Genomic DNA, 19,419 nt, shown 5'->3' with positions numbered 1-19,419 from the left:
CTGGCCGCTGCACGCCCGGACGGGCAACCTCGCCCTCTCCCGCCTGCTGCGCCGCCGCACCGGCCTGCGGCTGCACGACCTCGGCCCGCTGCGCGCCGCCCGGCGCGAGCCGCTGCTCGACCTGGGACTCACGGACCGGCGCAGCGGCTATCCGCTGCAGATGGTCGTGCGCGCCGCCGACGCCGGCTGGCGCATCACCGAACACGACGTCCCGTACCGCCCGCGCGCCGGCGTCTCCAAGGTGACGGGCACCTGGCGCGGCACCTGGCAGGCGGTACGGGACATGAGCCGCGTGCTGGCGGAGAAGGGGGTAGCCACGTGACACCGTCGACCACGGTCCTCGTCATCGCCAAGGAGCCCCGCCCCGGCCGGGTGAAGACCCGGCTGACCCCACCCTTCACACCTCAGGATGCGGCCGCGCTCGCGGAGGCGGCCCTCGCGGACACCCTGGACACGGTCGCGCGCACGCCCGCGCGACGCCGGGTCCTGGTCCTGGACGGCACGCCGGGCCCCTGGCTGCCGCCCGGTTTCGAGGTCGTACGGCAGTGCGCGGGCGGCCTCGACGAACGCCTGGCCGCGGCCTTCGCGGGCTGCGACGGCCCCGCCCTCCTCATCGGCATGGACACACCCCAGGTCACCCCGGAACTGCTCACGGTCGACTTCTCGGACTGCGACGCGTACTTCGGCCCCGCCGAGGACGGCGGCTTCTGGGCGCTCGGCCTGGCCGACCCGAACCCCGCGCTGCTGCGGGGCGTGCCGATGTCGACCCCCCACACGGGTGCCGCACAGCGTGCGCGGCTCGCGGGCCTGCGGGTACGGGACCTGCCGCTGCTACGGGACGTGGACACGGCGTACGACGCCGACCAGGTCGCCAAGGCGGCACCCGGCAGCCGCTTCGCCGCGCAACTGGCCCGACTCGCGACAGCCGAGGGCCGATGAGCACGATCCGGACGACGACATCGCGGATACCGAGGCAGCAGGACACCGACACGGGTGGGCGTCGGCCGGGCGCCCTCACCGACGACCGCCCCTGGTCCGCCGACCCCTACTCCGACGCCCTGCGTACCGGTCGGGGGCCCCTCTTCCTACGGCGGGACGACGGCTGGCTGTTGCCGCTGGAGGTGGAGCGGTGGTGTGCGGACGCCGACGCGGCCGATCTGGGAGTGCTGCGGCGTTGTGAGGGGGCGGTGCTGGATGTGGGGTGCGGGCCGGGGCGGCTGGTGGCGGCGCTGGGCGGGCAGGGGCGGCGGGTTCTGGGTATCGACGTCAGTGAGGCGGCCGTGGCGTGCACCGTGCGGCTCGGTGGCCAGGCGCTGCGCCGCTCCGTCTTCGATCCGCTTCCCGGCGAGGGCCGCTGGGGCACCGCCCTCCTCATCGACGGCAACCTCGGGATCGGCGGTGACCCGCGGGCCCTGCTCCACCGGATGGCCCAACTCCTCCTGCCCGGCGGCCTGTTGATCGCCGAGACGGTGCCGGGCGTGGACCTCGACGAGCGGGTCCAGGTCCATGTCACCGACGCCCGAGGTGCCGCCGGTACGCCGTTCCCCTGGGCCCGGCTCGGCACGCCGGCCCTGCTGCGGCACGCGGGCCGCGCCGGATGGCGTGCCGTCGATCAGTGGGCGGCCGGGGGGCGTTCCTTCGTCGCCCTGCGCAGCCGCAGCACGAGCAGCACCGCGGAACCGCCGAACAGCGCGGCCGTCAGCAGCAGCCAGCGGGTGGGATAACCGTCCGCGGACATACCGGTGGCGCCCGCGTAGCGATCCGCCACCCGCCCGCTGATCAGCGGAAACCACACGAGCAGGAGCAGCCCGGAGAGGGCGGCGGGTACCCGGACGTACGCGATCCCCTCGCGGCGGGGCCCCGCCGCCTTGACCAGGGCCCTGTCGAGCGTGCCGTACACCGGCAGCAGCACCAGGTCGTGGAGCAGGGCCGCCCCCACGAACCACAACGCGACACCGAACCAGTCCCCCTCCAGCAGCCGGACGCCCGCGTATGCGGCGAGGGAGAACGAACTGATGAGCAGGAGCAGTTGGAGGGGACTGCCGAGGAGGATCCTGGCTCGCATCACGGGTCGCCTCACTGGTCGCCTCACAGGCCGCCTCACCGGTCTCCTCACCGGTCTCCTCACCTGTCTCCTCACAGCTTTCCGAACGTCATCCGGGCCACCCACTTGGTGTTGAGCACACCGGGTGCCGCCGGCACGATGATCCGTGCGGGGTGGCCATGGTCGGGGGTCAGGTCCTCGCCGTTGACGAACAGGGCGAGCAGGGAGCGCGGGTCGGCGACCTGGTTGGCGCGCAGGGCGGCCCGCCGGAAGGCACCCCGTCGTTGCAGCGACTCGACGAAGACGTCGGGCGGATCGTCGTACCCGACGAGCGCGGCGAGATCCCGTAGCCGTACCCCGCGCCACCACTGGTCGGAGGTCGACCAGCCCTCCACGCAGGCGATGGGCAACGCGGCGCTGTACAAAGGCAGTTGAAGCAGGTCGGCGCGGCTCAGCCGAACGGTTCCACCGCGCCCCACGACGACCAGCCGCCAGGCCTCCTCGCTCGTCTCCGCCGCCTTGATCCCCGCGTACGCGGCCGTCTTGTTGATCTGGAAGCCGGACGGTCCCCCGCCCGGTTCGGCGCCGCCGTGCGGTGCGAGGAGGGCGGTTCTGCGCAACGCCCCGTCGAAGTTCTGCCCGACCGTGGTGACGAAGAGCAGCAGCGAGCCGCCACCGACCAGACCGAGGGCACCACGCCGGGACACGGTGGGCTCGGCGGGCTGCGGAGACGCCAACTCGCTCTTGTCTTCGTCCAGTTGGTGAAGTCGACGCAGATTGCGCAGAGCCGCCGGCGTCTTCAGCACCGCGTGCACAACGAATGCGGCGAAGAACACCCACGCACCGTAGAAGTGCAGCGGATAGAAGGAGCCGGGGAAGATGTAGTCGAGCTGGACGTTGAGCACGCCGGTGACGAACTCGAACAGCGCGCCGCCCACCAGAAGCAGCAGGGAGATCCGCTCCAGCGCGTGCGCGACCGACCGCGCGGGCGGCAGTGTGAACAGCTTCGGCACGACCGACCACAGCTTGGCCAGCAGCACGGGGATCAGCACGATCCCGAGCGTGACGTGGACGCCTTGGTTCAGCCGGTACAGCCAGTGCGGATCGGTCGGCCAGGAGAAGAGGTAGAAGCCGAGGATCCCCTTGTCCGGGGTCTTGTCGTTGACCGGCGACAGGTCCGGGTTGTAGGCCGCGTACGACAGCAGGCCGGTCACGAACAGCACGGTGATCCCGCCGAGCAGCACGACGCCGAGCACAGACGTGAACCAGGGGCCGCGCAGGGGGCTGCGCCAGAACGCGGGCGAGAAGGGAGAGCGTGCCATGCCCCGACCGTAGGCCCGCGCCACCCCCGCGGCGGACCCGCGAACCATGACGAAACTCTGACGTTCGCCCTTGTCAGCCGTCCGGACGAGCCCCCGCGGCCTAGCGTTTCCGCGTGAACCGCGATCTGAGACGTGACCTGTACGCGGCCCTGGCCGCCGCGCTCCTCGTGACGGCCGCCATCGTGATCGGCACCGTCATCCAGCACCGGTACGGCACGCTCCGCGTCGGCTGGCCGCCACTGCTGGCGACCTGGGACCCGCACGTGGGCCCCGGCACCCCGGCCGCGCTCGCCGTCGCGCTCGCCGTGGTGGCGTACGGCCCCTCCCTCGCCGCCCGGCTGCCCTGGCGGACGCTGCTCCTCGCCACCTGGGGTGCCGGCCTGGCCTGGACGTGGTCCCTGGCGCTGGTCGACGGCTGGCACCGGGGTGTCGCCGATCAGCTGACGACCAAGAACGAATACCTGCGGGTCATCGACCGCTTCCAGGACATCCCCGCGGCCCTGCGGGACTTCAACGCGCACATCCTGATCGACACACCCGACAACTGGCCCGCCCATGTCGCCGGGCATCCCCCGGGGGCCACGCTCACCTTCGTCCTGCTCGACCGGATCGGCCTGGGCGGCGGGGGCTGGGCGGGAGCCTGGTGCATCACCGTCGGCACGACGGCAGCGGTCGCGGTCCTGCTCACCGTACGCACCCTCGCCGACGAGTCCCTCGCCCGCCGAGCGGCCCCCTTCCTGGTCCTCGCCCCGGCCGCCGTATGGGTGGGCACGTCCGCCGACGGCTACTTCGCGGCGGTCGCGGCGTGGGCGGTGGCGTTCCTGGCGCTGGCGGTGACGGGACGCCGGCCGGCGTGGACCGGCTTGGCGTCCGGGCTGCTGTTCGGCCTGACCATGTACCTCTCGTACGGCCTCACTCTGTTCGCGGTGATCGCGGCCGCCGTTCTCCTCCTGGGCTCGAACCGATGGCGCCCGCTCGCCTTCGTCCTGGCCGGCTTCCTGGTCGTCCCGGTCACGTTCACCGCCATCGGCTTCGACTGGTGGGAGGCGTACCGGCTGTTGGTCCGCCGCTACTACCAAGGGGCGGGCGGGGTCCGGCCGTACGGCTACTGGATCTGGGCGAACCTGGCCTGCACGGTGCTGATCGTGGGCCCGGCGACGGTGGCGGCCCTACGCCGAACCGCCGTGAAGCTCACCCACCGCCGCTCCCGCCCCGACGTCCGCCTCGGCGTGCTCGTGATGGCAGCTCTCCTGGCCCTGCTCGTCGCCGACCTGTCCGGCATGAGCAAGGCGGAGACGGAACGGATCTGGCTGCCGTTCGCGCTGTGGCTGCTGCCGGCGTGTGCGTGGCTGACGGGGGCGCGGGGGTGGCTCGCCGGGCAGGCGGCGCTGGCGTTGCTGGTCAATCACCTGTTGCTGACCGGGTGGTGACGGCACCCCTTCGTCAGGCGGCCAGCCTCTGCGCCTTCTCCACGGCGGCCGCGAGCTGTTCGAGGATCGGCGCGTACCCGGCGTAGCAACGACAACCTCTTCGAGGCGTACGGCGATCCGCACAGTGTCGAGACGCGCGCCGGCGACCTGCTGGTCTTCGACGGGCGGCTGCTGCACCGGGGCTCACCCGCCGGGCGGGAACTGCCTCAACGCAAGTACGGGCTCTTCTGGAGCGCCTCACGGTCGGCCGAACTCCAGGTGGTCCGCTATGTGCGCTATCTCGGCGGTCGTATCGACTACCTGAAAAAGCATCGGCCTTGGACCGGACCGGCTCGCGTACATGGTCAGGCGATACGAGGACGTGCTCGGGGTCACGTTCCCGGACGGCTATCTGCCGGAGACCGTCGCGTTCGCCGAGCGTCAGGATCTGCGGCTGCCGAGTATCGGCCGACACTGAACGATCGCCGCCGGGCCGGTCGGGGACCTCCGGTGACGCCTGAGCAGGGATGACCCTGCCCTATGCTGCCGTGACGATGAACACTCAACAGCGGTACCAGGAATTCTCCGCGCGGGAAGCCCGGGGCCACTCGACGACCTACGCGGAACTGACGGAGGGGGTCGCGACCGACCGCGATCTGCTCGCCCTCATCGATCTGCTCCCGCAACCCAAGCGCCAGCCCAACCTCCTGCTGGCAGCCGTGAGATTCCTCGGCGGACCGGTCAACGGCTACCCGGCCTTCCGAACCTGGGCCATTGACCACTGGCCGCAGGTACGCGCGACGATTCTGGAACGGCGCACACAGACGAACGAGCCCGGCAGATGTGCCTGCCTGCTGCCCGTGCTCGCCGGGCTTCCCCAGCCGCTCGCGCTGATCGAGGTAGGAGCCTCAGCTGGGCTCTGCCTGTACCCGGATCGATACCGCTACGTCTACAACGGGCGGACCCGCATCGGTTCCGACACCAGTCCCGTCACCCTGACCTGCGACGCACAAGGAGACGTGCCGCTCCCGGAGGCCCCACCCGAGGTCGTCTGGCGTGGCGGTATCGATCTGAATCCGTTGGACGTGCGCGATCGCGAGGACGTGCGGTGGCTGGAGAGTCTCGTCTGGCCGGAACAGGACCGTCGGCTGCGCATGCTCCAGGGCGCCGTCGAAGTGGCCGCGGCAGAGCCGCCGTTGCTCGTCCGCGGCGACCTCAACGAAGCGGTCCGGGAGTTGCTCGCGCAGGCGCCGGCAGGGGCCACGCCGGTGGTGTTCCACAGTGCGGTGCTGGCCTACCTGTCCAGCACAGAACGCGAAGCCTTCACCGAGACCATGCGTGGCGAACACGCGCATTGGATCTCCAACGAGGCCGCCGGGGTGCTGCCCTCGGTCCAGCAGCGCCTGGCTCGCCCCGTCCCGCAGGACCGGCTGACGTTCGTCCTGGCCATGGATGAAAAGCCGGTAGCACTAACAGGTCCGCACGGCCAGTGGCTGGAGTGGCTCAACGGACCGTAGGGCAGTATGTCCCACGGGAACTCGTGCCCCGGACGGACCCTGCTCAGGGCCGTGCCGGTCCGGGCATGCCGCCGCCGTCTCTGCGCTGCTGCGGCTCGCCGGCCGGTGCTGCTGGTCGAAGACGCGGTGGCAGGGGCGGCCTGGCTGGTGCAGCGGTACCAAGAACGCTTCCCCAGCTGGCCGCTGCACCGCTGGGCCGGGCCGTATGAAGCGGACCACCAGTGGCTTCTGGCCCTGCTCCACAGCCGCGAGGTCAAGGCGGACCAGCATCGTCCGGAAGCTTGTCCCAGCGGCCACGACACGGTGTCAGGCCGGTCCGTGGACAGGCGTCACCGAGACCACGCCGCTGCCCGTGGAGTAGGTCAACTGGCGGTGCGCCGGATCCGTCCGGCGTACCGCTTCTCCAGCTCCAGGTTGCCCTCGAAGCCGCCGGGCACGTTGGCCGAGACGTAGACCGGCGGCTGCTCCCCGGCGGCGAGCAGCAGGGCCGAGGCCTCCGCGACCGCCATCTGGACCAGCATCACGCCGGTGAGCGTGGACAGGGCGCACACCGCGCCCCCGCCGGGGAGTTCCAGGAGGGCGTCGCCGCGCGGGGCCGCGTTGTCGAGGACGACGTCGGCTAGGTCCGCGAGCTTCTTGCCGCTCGGGTGGGCGGCGGGGACGGCCCGGGTGTGGGTGAGGGAGGTGATGGCCAGGACGCGGTGACCCCGCGTCTTGGCGTGCAGCGCCATCTCCACGATCACGTTGTTGACGCCGGAGTTGGAGATGACGACGAAGAGGTCCTGGGCGTGCGGGGCGGCGAGGTCGTAGATCCGGGTGGCCACACCCGCCTGGCGTTCCAGGAGCGGGTCGTCGAGGACGCCCGGGTCGTCGCCGCCGTACAGGACGAGGTCGGCGATGCTCAGCCGGTTGGTGGGCACCAACCCGCCCGCGCGGCCGGCCAGTTCGAGGACCATCGCCTGGGAGTGGCCGGTGCCGAAGGCCTGGATCACACCGTCCGCGCGCACGCACCCGGCGATCAGTTCGGCGGCGCGCGCCACGTCGTCGCGGGCGGACTCGGTGACATGCTGGAGGACGGCCAGGCTCTCGCGCGCGAAGCCCTGGGCGCTGACGGACTGGACGGACACGCGACACTCCCCTAGCTGATGGATTGAACCACCCTCTATGCCTCAATCGGTGAATCAATAAATCACACGGGGTCCTGGTATTCAATTCGGCCGATGAACGGTGGCTGGTACATTCTTCTCATGCCCCCGACCGACGTCACCACACTGATCCGCACCGAGCTGCCCCGGCTGGCCGGCTCCCTGCGGAAGGTCGGCGAGCTGATCCTGGAGGATCCGGCCGCCGTCACCCACTGTTCGGCCGCCGAGCTGGGCCGCCGCACCGGCACCTCGCAGGCGACGGTGACCCGTTTCTGCCGTGCGATCGGCCTCGACTCCTACCAGCATCTGCTGATCGAGCTGGCCCAGGAGCGCGGCCGCGGCGAGGTCTCCGACTGGGGCACCGCCGAGATCGGCCCGGACATCTCCCCCGACGACGACCTGCAGCGGGTGGTGCAGGTCGTCGGCAGCGCGGACCTGCGCGCGGTGCAGCAGACCATCGACCGGATCGACCTCGACGCGATCGAGCGGGCGGCGCAGGCCATGGCCCGGGCCCGGCGGATCGACGTCTACGGCGTCGGCGGCAGCGGGGCCGTGGCCCAGGAGACCGAGACCCGGCTCTTCCGCATCGGCTGCGCGGTGCGCGGCTGGACCGAGGTGCACGCCGCGGCCACCTCCGCCGCCCTGCTCACCCCGGCGGACGTCGCCATCGGCATCTCGCACTCCGGGGCGACCCGGGAGACCATCGAACCGTTGGAGCTGGCCAAGGAGCGCGGTGCCACGACCGTCGCACTCACCGCCGACCCGCGCTCGCCGCTCGCCCGGGCCGCCGACATCCGGCTCATCTCCTCCACCTCGGAGACCAGCTTCCCCACCGGCATCATCGGCGCCCGGCACTCCGTGCTGGTGCTCATCGACTGCCTGTACGTCCGGGTCGCCCAGCTCTCCTACCAGCGCGCCAGCGCCTCGCTGGCGCTGACCGACCACATCGCCGGGCGGCATACGGTGAGGTCGCGCCGGACTCGCTGAGGCCGACCCGGGATGCATGGATGAACCACCGAGGAAACGTGAAGATGGTTGTTTGAACCATCTCCTCGGTGCCACGATGGGGCTCCGCCGAGCATCCTCGTAGGAGCCCCATGCGCGCCATCTCTGTCGAGTCGACCGAGCTCTTCGCCGGAACCGCCGAGCAGCCGCGCCAGGTGGTGGCCGTCGAGCTGAGTCACACCCCGGGCCGGACCGTCCGCCTCACGGTCGAGGGCCCCGGCATCACCGGAGAAGCCGAGGCCACGGCGGCCGACGACGGCACCGTACGCGCCGAGATACCCGTGCTCGCCGATCTCGCGGTCGGTGAGCGCCGCGACATCACGGTGACCGCCGCAGACGGAGACGAACTCGCCCACCACGCAGGTGAGTTCACCGCCGCCGAACCCGGCTGGACCATGTTCATGGTCAGCCACTTCCACTACGACCCCGTCTGGTGGAACACCCAGGCCGCCTACACCGAGACCTGGGACGTCGCCGACGACCCCGCCTCCACCGGCCTGCCCGCCCGCACCTTCGACTCGCGCGGCCAGTCCGGGATGAGTCTGGTGCGGGCGCACTGCGATCTGGCGCGGCGCGATGCGGCGTACACCTTCGTACTCGCGGAGGTCGACTACCTCAAGCCGTACTGGGACGCCTTCCCCGAGGAGCGGGCCTTCCTGCGCGAGCTGATCCGCACCGGCCGCGTCGAGATCATGGGCGGCACCTACAACGAGCCGAACACCAATCTCACCGGCGCAGAGGCGACCGTACGCAACGCCCTCTACGGGGACGGCTTCCAGCGCGCGATCCTGGGAGCCGCCCCCGAAACCGCCTGGCAGCTGGACGCCTTCGGGCACGATCCGCAGTTCCCGGGGCTGATGGCGGACGCGGGGGTCACCTCCAGTTCATGGGCGCGCGGACCGTTCCACCAGTGGGGACCGACGCTGTCGGTGTTCGGCGAGGAGCCGCGGGATCCGCGGCGGATGCAGTTCCCGGCGGAGTTCAGCTGGATCGCCCCCTCGGGGCGCGGGCTGTTGACCGCGTACATGGTCAACCACTACGGCGCCGGCTGGGCGATCGACAACGCGCCGACCCTGCCCGAGGCGGAGGCGGCCGCCCTCAAGCTGTTCAAGGGGCTGAAGAAGGTCGCGCTCACCCGCAACGTGCTGCTGCCCGTCGGCGGGGACTACGCGCCGCCGTGCCGCTGGGTGATGGACATCCACCGGGACTGGAACGCCCGGTACGTCTGGCCGCGTTTCGTCAGCGCGATTCCCCGGGACTTCTTCGCCGCCGTACGGGCCGAGCTCGACGCGGAGGGCCGCAAGGCCTCGCCGCAGACCCGGGACATGAACCCGATCTACACCGGCAAGGACGTCTCCTACATCGACACCAAGCAGGCGCAGCGGTACGGCGAGACGCTGCTCGCCGACGCGGAGGCCTGGGCGACGCTCGCCTCGCTCGTCACCGGGCAGGCCTTTCCCGACGCGGCGCTCGACAAGGCCTGGCGGCAGCTGATCTACGGCGCCCACCACGACGCCATCACCGGCTCCGAGTCCGACCAGGTCTACATCGACCTGCTCACCGGCTGGCGGGAGCTCGCCGACCTCGCCGAGACGGTGCACGCCGACGCCACCGCCGCCCTCGCCGACCGCGTCGCCCCGGGCAACGGCCCCGACCTGGTCGTCTTCAACTCCGCGAGCTGGGAGCGGCGGGACGTGCTGACGGTCGCCGATCCCGGGCGGGTCCCGCTGGACGACGCCTTCCAGCCGCTGCCCGCCGTACGCGAGGACGACGGGCGGTTGCGGGTCGTCGTACCGGAGGTGCCGGGCATCGGCCTCAAGGCGCTTCCGCTCGCCGAGGGTTCCGTGCCCGGGTGGGCCCCGGGCGAGGGGACGACGATCAGCAACGAGTTCTACGAGGTGACTGTCGACCCGGCGCGCGGCGGCGGCGTCAGCAGCCTGCGGGCGCTCGCCGAGGGCGAGGGCGGCCGGCAGCTGCTGCGGGCCGGCGACATCGGCAACGAGCTCGTCGTCCAGGAGGAGTACCCGAGGCATCCACGCTTCGGCGAGGGGCCCTGGCACCTGACCCCGACCGGCACCACGGTGGCCCGCGGCCGGAATGTGACAGCTTCCGTGAAAGCGGAACACTCTCCGGCCGGGTCCCGCCTCACCGTCACCGCCGACCTCGGCCTGTTCCGGTACACCCAGAGGCTGTGTCTGTGGAAGGGCGTCGACCGGCTCGACGTGTCCACCACCGTCGACGGCTACGACGGCGCCGACCGGCTCATCCGGGTGCGCTGGCCGTCCGACGTGCGGGGCGGGCTGCCGGTGCACGAGGTGGCGGACGCGGTGATCGGGCGCGGGTTCGGGTTCGTGGAGGTGGACAGCGAGCGGTTCCCGTGGACGCTGGACAACCCCGCGAACACCTGGTTCGGCCTCGGATCGACCGCGCGGGTCGCGGTCCACGACGACACCGGCGCCTACCTCGGCCAGCGCGCCATCGGGGTCGCCGAGCTGGTGTACGCGGACTGGGACACCGCCGGTGACCTCGGCACCCCGCTCGCGGCGGCCCTCGTCCGCGCGGGTGTCACCGCGACCTCGACCGTCGCGGGCGGCCCCCGTTACGGTGACCTCGAGGTCGACTCCAACCTCCCCGACATCCGGATCGCGATCGGCGGCCCCGACCGCAACGCCGTGGTCGCCGAGGCGCTGGGCTGGGACCCGGCCGCCGGGCGGGAACTCGCACGTCAGCTGGCTGAGCGCGGTGTGGCGGCCGTATGGGTGGCTCCGCGTGCGGGGCTGCGCGAGGAGTGGGTGCCGGGCGCCGATCTGCGGGACCTCGAACGGCTGCCGCTGCTGGTGGTGGCGGGCGCCCGTCCCGAGGACGACGCCAAGGCGGTCGACGCGCTGATCGCCGACCTGGACGACGCGACCGTCACGGCCACGGCGGCGGGCGGCGGCGAGGCGCTGCCGCCGGGCGACGCCTGGGACGGGCGCGGCTTCGCCGTCCTCAACCGGGGGACGCCCGGCTGCGTGGTCACCGCCTCCGGCGACCTCCACATGTCCCTGATGCGCTCCTGCACCGGCTGGCCGTCGGGCATCTGGGTCGACCCGCCGCGCCGTACGGCCCCCGACGGTTCGGCGTTCCAGCTCCAGCGCTGGTCGCACACCTTCGAGTACGCCGTCGTGGCGGGCCACGGCGACTGGCGGGAGCTCCGACTTCCCGCGCGGGGGCATGAATTCAACCATCCGCTGACCGCGCGGCTGCGGACCGGCTCCGAGAGTTCCGAGAGCTCCGAGGCCCCCGCGCTCCTGCCGAGGAGCGTCTCCCTGCTGACGCTGGAGCCCGCCCGCGAGGTACTGCTCGACGCCCTCAAGCCCCTCGGTTCCCCGCTCGCCCGGGGCAGCGTGGCTCCCGCCGACCCCGGGCGCGGGGTCGTCGTACGGATGCATGAGGTGAACGGGCGGCCGGTGCGGGCGCGGGTGCGCGGGCCGCTGGAGTGGACGCAGGGCGCTCGTGCGGATGTACTTGAGCGGCCCGGGGAACCGCTGGCGCCGAACGGGGAGGGCGCCCTGGACGTCGGTCTGACCGGCTTCGAGGTGGCCACCGTCCTGGCCACCCCGTCGACGGAAACCGAGCCGGCCTCCGGCCCGGGAGTCGCCGCCCACGAGCCCGCCCAGCCCGTGCACACCCGCTACTGGCTGCACAACTCGGGCCCCGCTCCGCGCGGCAACATGCCCGTCGCCGTCTACGTCTCGCCCGCCGCGCTCACCGTCTCCGGCCCCGTCACCGCGACCGTCCGGGTCGGCTCGGAGCTGACCGACGCGCCGGTGTCGGGCACGGTGACCTTCGAGGTGCCGCCCGGCTGGTCCGCCCAACCCGCCGAGCTGCCCTACGCGTTGGGGCCGGGCGGGTTCAGCCTGGCAGAGGTCACGGTGACGCCCCCACCGGACGCCGAGCCGGGCCGCCACTGGCTGGCCGCCCGGCTGTCGTACGGCGGGCAGACGTACGAGGACGTCGTGGCCCTGGACGTGCCCGACGGGCACACCGGGCCGACGCTGGTGTCCCGGCTGGGTCTGGAGCGGGTCGCCGTACGCGAGGGCGAGCGGGCCCGGGTTCCGGTGACCGTGCGCAACACCACCCGGGGGCCGGTCTCCGGGCAGCTGTGGGCCGTGTCGTCCTGGGGCACCTGGCCGGGGGTCGGGCCGGGCTGCCAGGGCTTCACCGTGGCTGCCGGTCAGGAGCTGGAGTGTGTGATCGAGGTGGACGGCTCGGCGGTGCCGCCGGGTTCGTACTGGCTGATGGCGAAGGTCGCCTGGCACGGCTGCGTCGCCTACACGGGAGCCGTCACGCTGGAGGTGACGCCGTGACCGAGCATGCGGCCCTGGTCCACGGGGAAGCGGTCGCGCGAGACCGCGTGGACGCCCTGCTGAAGGCCGTCCCGGCCCGCGACCGCGAGATGCGCCCCGAGTCCCTCGCCCGCGCCGAACGGCAGCGGCGGCGCTGGGCGACCCAGGTGGTGGTCACCGACGAACTCGCCCGCCGGGCCTGCGCGGACCGGGGACTGAAACCCCCGTCGGAGGTGTCGCCGACCCAGGTGCTCGCCGTGGCCGAGACGGACGTCGCCGACCTCGGCAGCATCGTCGCGGCGGCGCTCGCCCACTCCCCGGCGGCGCGCGTGCTGCTGGCAGAGCTGGAGCGCGAACAGCACGTTGCCGAAGCGGCCGTACACGACTACTACGACCGCAACCGCGACCGCTTCCTCACCCCGGATGCGCTGCGGCGCGGGGTCGACCCCTTCGGCGGGGCGACGGAGGCGGACTTCCAGCCGTACGAGGACGTGCGCGGCGGCGTCGTACGGGAGCTGCGGCGGGCGGGCGGGCGGCGGGCCTTCTTCGACTGGCTGGACCGGGCCCGTACGGGTGTGGTGTACGCCGTGGGCCACGAGCACCCCGGAGATCCGGCGCACCCGGACCACGAGCACCGGCACTGATCTCCTACGGAACTTAAACGCAACACGGCAAACCATTGACCTCCGATGAATTCTGGTCCACCTTTTCATCAATTAGAGTCGAAGTTGGTTCATTGAACCAACGCCATCCCTGACTCGCCCGGTCGCAGGAGGGCCCATCACATGCGTGCAAGAAGACTGACCCGCACCCTGACCTGTATCGCCGTTCTTTCGCTGACCGCCGCCGGGTGCGGCCTGTCCGGCGGCTCCGACAGCGGCGACGCCACCGCCGGCGGCTGCAAGGTCGACAAGGGCAACGTCGGGTCGGGGAAGCTCTCCGGCGAGGTCAAGGGCAAGATCACCTTCCAGACGACCAACTTGAAGAAGGACTTCGGGAGCTTCTTCAACGGGGTGATCAAGGCGTTCGAGAAGGCCCACCCCGACACCACGGTCAAGTGGATCGACGACCCCGGCGACGCGACCTTCGGCCAGCGCACCGTCGCCGACGCCCAGGCCTGCACCCTGCCGGACGTGATCAACGTCGACTCCCCCACCGCGACCTCCCTCACCAAGGCCGGCTACCTGCTCAACCTGGGCGTCAAGGACCCTGACGCCGCGGGGCCCTTCGTCCCGGCGTTCTGGAAGTCCAGCACCATGAAAGATGCCTCGGGCACGTCGGTGCACAGCGTGCTGCCCTGGTACACCGGCGGCGTCGTCCTGACGTACAACAAGGACCTGCTGACGAAGGCCGGGATCGACCCGGCGAAGCCGCCCACGACGATGTTCGGCCTGTTCGCCGACTACGAGAAGATCGCCAAGGCGGCCAAGGGCGAGTACTACGCGACGATGGCCAACCCGGTGTGGCGGATCCCGGCCGACTGGGACCAGATGAACATCAAGATGCTGTCCTCCGACGGCAAGTCCGCCGTCTTCGCCGATGACCCGCGGACCGCCGAGTGGGTCGCCTGGATGGCCAAGCTGTACAAGGCGGGCGCCATGCCCAAGGACTCGCTGTCCTCCAACAACGACCCCTCCACGCTGTACGGCCAGGGCAAGGTCGCCTACGGCTCCACGAACCCGAGCTTCGTGCGCTTCGTGAAGCAGAACAGCCCGTCGATCTACGCCAAGACCGGCGTCGGCCAGCAGCCCTTCGACGCGCTCGGCCACACCACCGGTGCCCCGCAGTACATAGCGGCCGCCGCGACCAGCAAGAACGCCCCCACGGCGCTGGCGTTCGCGAAGTTCCTCACCAACGCCGAGAACCAGACGGCCTGGTGCAAGGACCCGAGCGTCGTGATCTTCCCGACGACCACCGCCTCGCTGGACGACCCGTTCTTCCAGAACGTCAGCGGCAGCGACCCGTTCTCCGAGGCCCGCAAGCTCGTCGCCGAGCAGCTCAAGACGGCCACCGCCTACCAGACCAACTTCTCCACGGCGGTGCAGAACGCCATCGTGGGCCAGGTGCAGCTGGCGATGCAGGGCAAGAAGAGCCCGGCACAGGCGGTGAAGGACGCCCAGGCCAAGGCGAACGAGCTGCTGAAGCAGAGCAGCTGATGGCGACGCAGATCACGAAGCCGGTGTCCGTGCCCGGTGCGGAGAGCACAGCCTCCGTGCCGGGCGCGGCCCCGTCTCGGATACGGCGACTCCGCCGGGCCCTGCTGCCCGGCCCCGCCGCGGGCGCCAACGGAGCGGCGATGTACCGCCGTTGGTGGCTGCCCTGGCTGTGGACCGCTCCCGCGATCCTCTGCGCGGTGGTCTTCGGGGTGTTCCCGTTCCTCAACACCCTCCTGTTGTCGTTCACCAATGCCAAGCCGCTCGGCGGTGCCGCGAGCTTCGTCGGGCTGTCCAACTACACGCGGATGCTGGACGACTCCGACTTCTGGCTGGCGACCCGCAACAGCATCCTGTACGCGCTGATCGTGGTGCCGCTGATGGTGCTGCTGCCGCTGATGCTGGCCGTCCTGGTGGAGAAGAACCTGCCCGGCATCGGGTTCTTCCGGTCGGCCTTCTACACACCGGTGCTCGCCTCCAGCGTGGTCGTGGGTCTGAGCTGGCAGTGGCTGCTGGCCGACGACGGGCTGGTCAACACGTGGCTGGAGAAGGCCCATCTGATCAAGAGCGCCATCCCGTTCCTGTCCGACTCCTGGCTGATCCTGCTGTCCGCGATGGGCCTGACCCTGTGGAAGGGGCTGGGCTGGTACATGGTCTTCTACCTGGCCGCGCTCGGGAACGTGCCGAAGGAGCTGCACGAGGCGGCGTCCATCGACGGGGCCGGTGCCGTCCGCCGCTTCTGGCACATCACCGTCCCCGGCGTGCGGCAGGCCATGATGCTCGTCGGCACGCTCACCGGCATCGGCTCGCTGCGGGTGTTCACGGAGATCTACATGCTCGGCAGCGCCACGGGCGGCCCCGGCGGCGCCGACCGCACCCTGCCCTTCTACATCCGGGACGTCGGCCTGGATCCGATGACCGGCAACGCCGGTTACGGCTCGGCGGTCAGCGTGGCCCTGTTCCTGCTGACGCTGGGGCTGACCCTGCTCGCGCAGCGCCTGACGAAGGAGGACGAGGCATGACCACGGCCGTGGAGAAGCGCCGGCGCCTGATGCCCCGCTGGCGGGACTACGGCCGCCCCCGGGAGCTGGTCGTCCGCTACCTGCTGCTGTTCCTCGTGCTCGGCCTCACCGTCGGGCCGCTGCTCTGGCAGTTCCTGGCCTCGCTGAAGAGCACCAGTGAGGACGTCTTCGGGGCGAACGCCTCCCTGCTGCCGCAGCACCCGACACTGCGGGCCTATCGGACGGTCTTCGAGCAGGTGCCGGTGGCCACGTACATCAAGAACAGCATGATCGTGGTCGTCCTGTCGGTCACCAGTCAGCTGTTGTTCTCCACCACGGCCGGCTACATGCTCTCCAAGCCCGGCTGGAAGGGCCGCAAGGCGGTCTGGGTCGTGCTGGTCGCCTCCATGATGTTCCCCTTCGAGTCGATCATGGTGTCGCTGTTCCTGAGCATCCGCGACCTGGGTCTGGTCGACAGCCTGGCGGGCGTGTGGCTGCCCGGGTTCGTCGGCGCCATCAACGTCCTGCTCATGCGCGGCGCGTTCCTGGCGGTGCCGCGCGAGATCGAGGACTCGGCGATGCTCGACGGCGCGAACGAGTGGCAGCGCTTCCGGTACCTGTACCTGCCGTCCGCGTGGGGCGCGATCATGGTGGTCGTCATCAACACCTTCATCAGCGCCTGGGACGACTTCCTGTGGCCGTTGATCGTGCTGCGCTCGGAAAGCAACATGACCCTCACACTGGGTCTGTCCCGGCTGCAGACCTCGTCCTTCGGCTACGACCAGCGGCTGGTGATGGCGGGTTCGGTGATCTCGGTGATCCCGGTACTGGTGCTGTTCGTGATCACACAGCGGTGGTTCTACAAGGGCGTCTCTTCGGGGGCCGTCAAGTTCTGATGTGCAGCACAGCGGGTACGGCGGTCAGCGCGGCCCGGGCCGACTCCGCGACGCGGATCTCGACGGTGTCGGCCTGGGCCAGTTGGTCTTCTTCGAGGGTCATGGTGACCGTACGGCGCTCGCCCGGCGCGAGGTCGGCGCCCTCGAACGCGCACAGTTCGAGTGTGCGCGGCCAGACGGACGTGATCAGGCGTCTCAGATAGACCTGCACGACCGTGCGCCCGCACCGGCGTCCGGTATTGGTGACATCGATCTCGACCGTGCGCCCCGTCAGGATCGGCGGGCCGTACGTGAAGCTCGTGTACGACAGCCCATGGCCGAAGGAGTAGAGCGGCTCGGCGCTTTCGTCCACGTAGCCGCCGTACTCGATGTCCTTGTGGTTGTAGTAGACGGGGAGTTGGGCCGCGGAGCGCGGTACGGAGACCGGGAGCCGTCCGACCGGCTCCGCCAGTCCGAGCAGTACCTCGGCGATCGCCCGGCCGCCCCACGGGCCCGGGTACCAGGCGGTGAGCAGGGCGGCCCCGATGTCGGGAACGACATGCGGTCGGCCCTGGATCAGAACGACCACCGTCGGCGTCCCTGTCGCGGTGACGGCCTCCAGCAGGGCGTACTGGGCCTTCCCCAGTCGCAGTCCGGCCAGGTCGACGCCCTCGCCGCAGGTCATCTCGGACACGGCGGTGAGCGCGGCCCCGTTGGCGGCGAAGTCGGTCTCGGGGGTACGTGCGCTGCTGCCGCCCAGCACGAGCACCGCCACGTCGGAGGCGGCGGCCTCGGCGACCGCCTCGGGTATGCCGGAGAGGGCGTCGCCGGTGAGCGCGCAGCCGCGGGCGTGGCGGATGTCGACGCCGGGCGGGGCGAGGCGCCGTAGACCGTCGAGCACACTCGTGCCGGTGCCGGGGCGCTGTGGTGCGGTGTAGTCGCCCAACTGGTGAGCGGTGGTGGCGGAGTGGGGTCCGAGGACGGCGATACGGGAGACGCTCGCCGGGATGGGCAGGGCACCGGCGTCGTTGCGGAGGAGGGTGACCGCGGCCCGGGCGAGGGCCGTACTGACGTCGGGGCCGTGGGCGGGAAAAGGCGTTCTCGCACCGTGCCTCTCGAACAGTCCCAGGCGGAACTTGAGTCGGAGCACCCGGGCGACGGCCGCGTCGAGGACGTCTTCGCTCACCATTCCCCGCCGGACCGCCTCCTCCAGATGCGTGAAGCCCTCGTCCCAAAGGCTCAGATCGACACCGGAGTCGAGCGCGAGGGCACCGGCGGAGACCTTGTCGCCGGTGATGCGCGCCAGGCGGTCCACGGCGAGGCCGTCGGCCATCACGAGCCCCTCGAAGCCCCAGTCGTCCCTGAGGAGTCCGGTGAGCAGGGCGCGGTTGCCGGAACAGGGCATCCCGTCGACCTCGTTGTAGGCGGCCATGACGGCGGCGGCTCCGGCGCGGACGCCGGCGCGGGCGGCGGGGAGGTGGATCTCGTGGAGTTCCCGGGATCCGAGCTCGGACTCGGCGGAGTTGCGGCCGCCGACGGTGGCGCCCTGCCCGGCGAAGTGCTTGAGGACGACGGGGGCCTTGTCGGCGGCGAAGTACTCGGCGGACTCCCCCTGCATTCCACGGACGAGGGCCTCCGTGAAGCGGGCCGCCAGGTACGGGTCCTCACCGAAGCACTCCTCGGTCCGGCCCCAGCGTGGGTCGCGGGCGATGTCGAGCGCCGAGACGAGAGCCACGTGGCCGCCTCGGGCACGCAGTTCGGCGGCGGCATGGGCGGCGGCGCGTTCGTACAGTGCGGGGTCCCAGGTGGCGCCGGCGGCCAGGTTGACGGGGAGGACGGTGCCGTCGAGGGCCATGTGCCCGTGCGGCACCTCCTCGACGAACAACGCCGGGATGCCGAGCCGACTCCGCTCGACGACATGCCGCTGCACCAGGTCGGCGAGGTCCGCGCCGTCCTCCGCGCCGGGCCCGCCCGCGTGGTCGACGCCGGACCAGGCGTCGGCGCGCTGGAGTCCGTAGAGGGCGCCGAGTCCGGCGAAGCGCTCGGTCTCGGCGTACAGGGCGTCGGTGAGTTCGAAGCGGCCGTCGGGGGTGCGGCGGTAGGCGTCCCAGCCGTACATCCGCTGGTTGAGCTGCCCGACCTTCTCCCGCAGGGTCATCCGGGAGAGCAGGTCCCTGACACGAGATTCCAAGGGGGCGGCGGGGTCGCGGTAGAGGGCGGGGGCTTCCTGCCCCGTGACGCTCACCGGCTGCCGCCGCGGTGTGCGAGGCGGGCGAGAGCCACGGCGCCGCGGCAGCCGTCCGGCACCCAGTCGAGCCTCAGCCCGAGGGCCGCGAGGCGGACGGTCAGGCGCGAGGTCAGGGGGCCATCGGGACCCAGCAGCCCGCCGGTGGCGACGAGCGGTTCACCCGGGCGCGGCTCCAATGCCCTTACGGTGTCGGCCAGTTGGTCGGCCGCCTCGTCCAGGATCGCGACCGCGACGGCGTCCTTCTGCCCGGCCGCCTCGGCCACCAGCGGGGCGAGGCGGGCGAGCCGGATCGGAGGCTCGGCCATGACGGCGGGGAGCAGGTGCATCCGGTAGGCCTCGCGTCGGGCGCGGGACCAGTCGGCGTCGACGGCG

14 protein-coding genes and 2 pseudogenes are annotated in these 19,419 nt (G+C 71.5%); 11 read left to right on the top strand and 5 right to left on the bottom strand.

Translation table 11 applies throughout. The features are described from left to right. The 3 genes and pseudogenes from CLM62_RS39125 to CLM62_RS39115 form a co-directional block, all read left to right on the top strand. A pseudogene (locus CLM62_RS39125) lies at window positions 1-322 on the top strand (glycosyltransferase); the annotation flags it as partial. After that, window positions 319-939, top strand: a complete 621-nt coding sequence (locus CLM62_RS39120) for a DUF2064 domain-containing protein (RefSeq protein ID WP_095754640.1) — start codon at window positions 319-321, stop codon at window positions 937-939. The pseudogene CLM62_RS39125 and the gene CLM62_RS39120, both read left to right, overlap by 4 nt. Continuing rightward, complete coding sequence (locus CLM62_RS39115) at window positions 936-1,724, top strand: methyltransferase domain-containing protein (RefSeq protein ID WP_095754639.1); 789 nt, start codon at window positions 936-938, stop codon at window positions 1,722-1,724. The genes CLM62_RS39120 and CLM62_RS39115 overlap by 4 nt, the downstream gene beginning before the upstream one ends. Here CLM62_RS39115 and CLM62_RS39110 read toward each other — a convergent pair. Beyond that, window positions 1,613-2,065: a hypothetical protein gene (locus CLM62_RS39110; protein ID WP_095754638.1), complete on the bottom strand. Its 453-nt coding sequence runs from the start codon at window positions 2,063-2,065 to the stop codon at window positions 1,613-1,615. The genes CLM62_RS39115 and CLM62_RS39110 overlap by 112 nt on opposite strands. A 71-nt stretch (window positions 2,066-2,136) precedes the next feature. Beyond that, entirely contained in the window at window positions 2,137-3,366 is a 1,230-nt protein-coding gene (locus CLM62_RS39105; protein WP_095754637.1) for a molybdopterin-dependent oxidoreductase, read from the bottom strand. Between the two features lie 113 nt (window positions 3,367-3,479). Here CLM62_RS39105 and CLM62_RS39100 point away from each other — a divergent pair, with 113 nt between their 5' ends. Then, complete coding sequence (locus tag CLM62_RS39100; RefSeq protein WP_095754636.1) at window positions 3,480-4,796, top strand: hypothetical protein; 1,317 nt, start codon at window positions 3,480-3,482, stop codon at window positions 4,794-4,796. 533 nt (window positions 4,797-5,329) lie between these two features. Beyond that, window positions 5,330-6,292: a DUF2332 domain-containing protein gene (locus CLM62_RS39095; RefSeq protein WP_095754642.1), complete on the top strand. Its 963-nt coding sequence runs from the start codon at window positions 5,330-5,332 to the stop codon at window positions 6,290-6,292. 362 nt (window positions 6,293-6,654) lie between these two features. On the opposite strand, the gene CLM62_RS39090 is transcribed toward CLM62_RS39095, so the two are convergent. After that, window positions 6,655-7,419: a sugar isomerase domain-containing protein gene (locus CLM62_RS39090; RefSeq protein ID WP_095754635.1), complete on the bottom strand. Its 765-nt coding sequence runs from the start codon at window positions 7,417-7,419 to the stop codon at window positions 6,655-6,657. Window positions 7,420-7,539: 120 nt separating this feature from the next. On the opposite strand from CLM62_RS39090, the gene CLM62_RS39085 reads away from it, so the two are divergent. The 6 genes from CLM62_RS39085 to CLM62_RS39060 all read left to right on the top strand — a co-directional run bounded on the left by CLM62_RS39085 (window position 7,540) and on the right by CLM62_RS39060 (window position 16,820). After that, complete coding sequence (locus tag CLM62_RS39085; RefSeq protein ID WP_095754634.1) at window positions 7,540-8,424, top strand: MurR/RpiR family transcriptional regulator; 885 nt, start codon at window positions 7,540-7,542, stop codon at window positions 8,422-8,424. A 110-nt stretch (window positions 8,425-8,534) separates the two neighbouring features. Next, window positions 8,535-12,791: an NEW3 domain-containing protein gene (locus CLM62_RS39080; protein WP_095754633.1), complete on the top strand. Its 4,257-nt coding sequence runs from the start codon at window positions 8,535-8,537 to the stop codon at window positions 12,789-12,791. After that, on the top strand, window positions 12,788-13,414 hold the full coding sequence (locus CLM62_RS39075) for a malonyl CoA-ACP transacylase (RefSeq protein ID WP_095754632.1): 627 nt from the start codon (window positions 12,788-12,790) through the stop codon (window positions 13,412-13,414). The genes CLM62_RS39080 and CLM62_RS39075 overlap by 4 nt, the downstream gene beginning before the upstream one ends. Before the next feature lie 141 nt (window positions 13,415-13,555). Next, on the top strand, window positions 13,556-14,926 hold the full coding sequence (locus CLM62_RS39070) for an extracellular solute-binding protein (RefSeq protein ID WP_095754631.1): 1,371 nt from the start codon (window positions 13,556-13,558) through the stop codon (window positions 14,924-14,926). Continuing rightward, window positions 14,926-15,945, top strand: coding sequence for a carbohydrate ABC transporter permease (locus CLM62_RS39065; protein ID WP_179382416.1), 1,020 nt, complete (start codon window positions 14,926-14,928; stop codon window positions 15,943-15,945). Before CLM62_RS39070 ends, CLM62_RS39065 begins: the two co-directional genes overlap by 1 nt. Next, a complete protein-coding gene (locus tag CLM62_RS39060; RefSeq protein ID WP_095754630.1) occupies window positions 15,942-16,820 on the top strand; it encodes a carbohydrate ABC transporter permease in 879 nt (292 codons plus the stop codon). The genes CLM62_RS39065 and CLM62_RS39060 overlap by 4 nt, the downstream gene beginning before the upstream one ends. On the opposite strand, the gene CLM62_RS39055 is transcribed toward CLM62_RS39060, so the two are convergent. Both CLM62_RS39055 and CLM62_RS39050 read right to left on the bottom strand, forming a co-directional pair. Then, complete coding sequence (locus CLM62_RS39055; RefSeq protein WP_257004343.1) at window positions 16,810-19,044, bottom strand: glycoside hydrolase family 3 N-terminal domain-containing protein; 2,235 nt, start codon at window positions 19,042-19,044, stop codon at window positions 16,810-16,812. The two genes, CLM62_RS39060 and CLM62_RS39055, sit on opposite strands and share 11 nt — an antisense overlap. Further along, window positions 19,041-19,419 (bottom strand): annotated as a pseudogene (locus CLM62_RS39050) (ATPase); the annotation flags it as partial. The pseudogene CLM62_RS39050 and the gene CLM62_RS39055, both read right to left, overlap by 4 nt.

Source organism: Streptomyces sp. SA15, assembly GCF_002291145.1.
Taxonomy (GTDB): Bacteria; Actinomycetota; Actinomycetes; order Streptomycetales; family Streptomycetaceae; genus Streptomyces.
The sequence above is the reverse complement of the archived record's forward strand: the minus strand, read 5'-3'. Positions and strand labels throughout refer to the sequence as shown.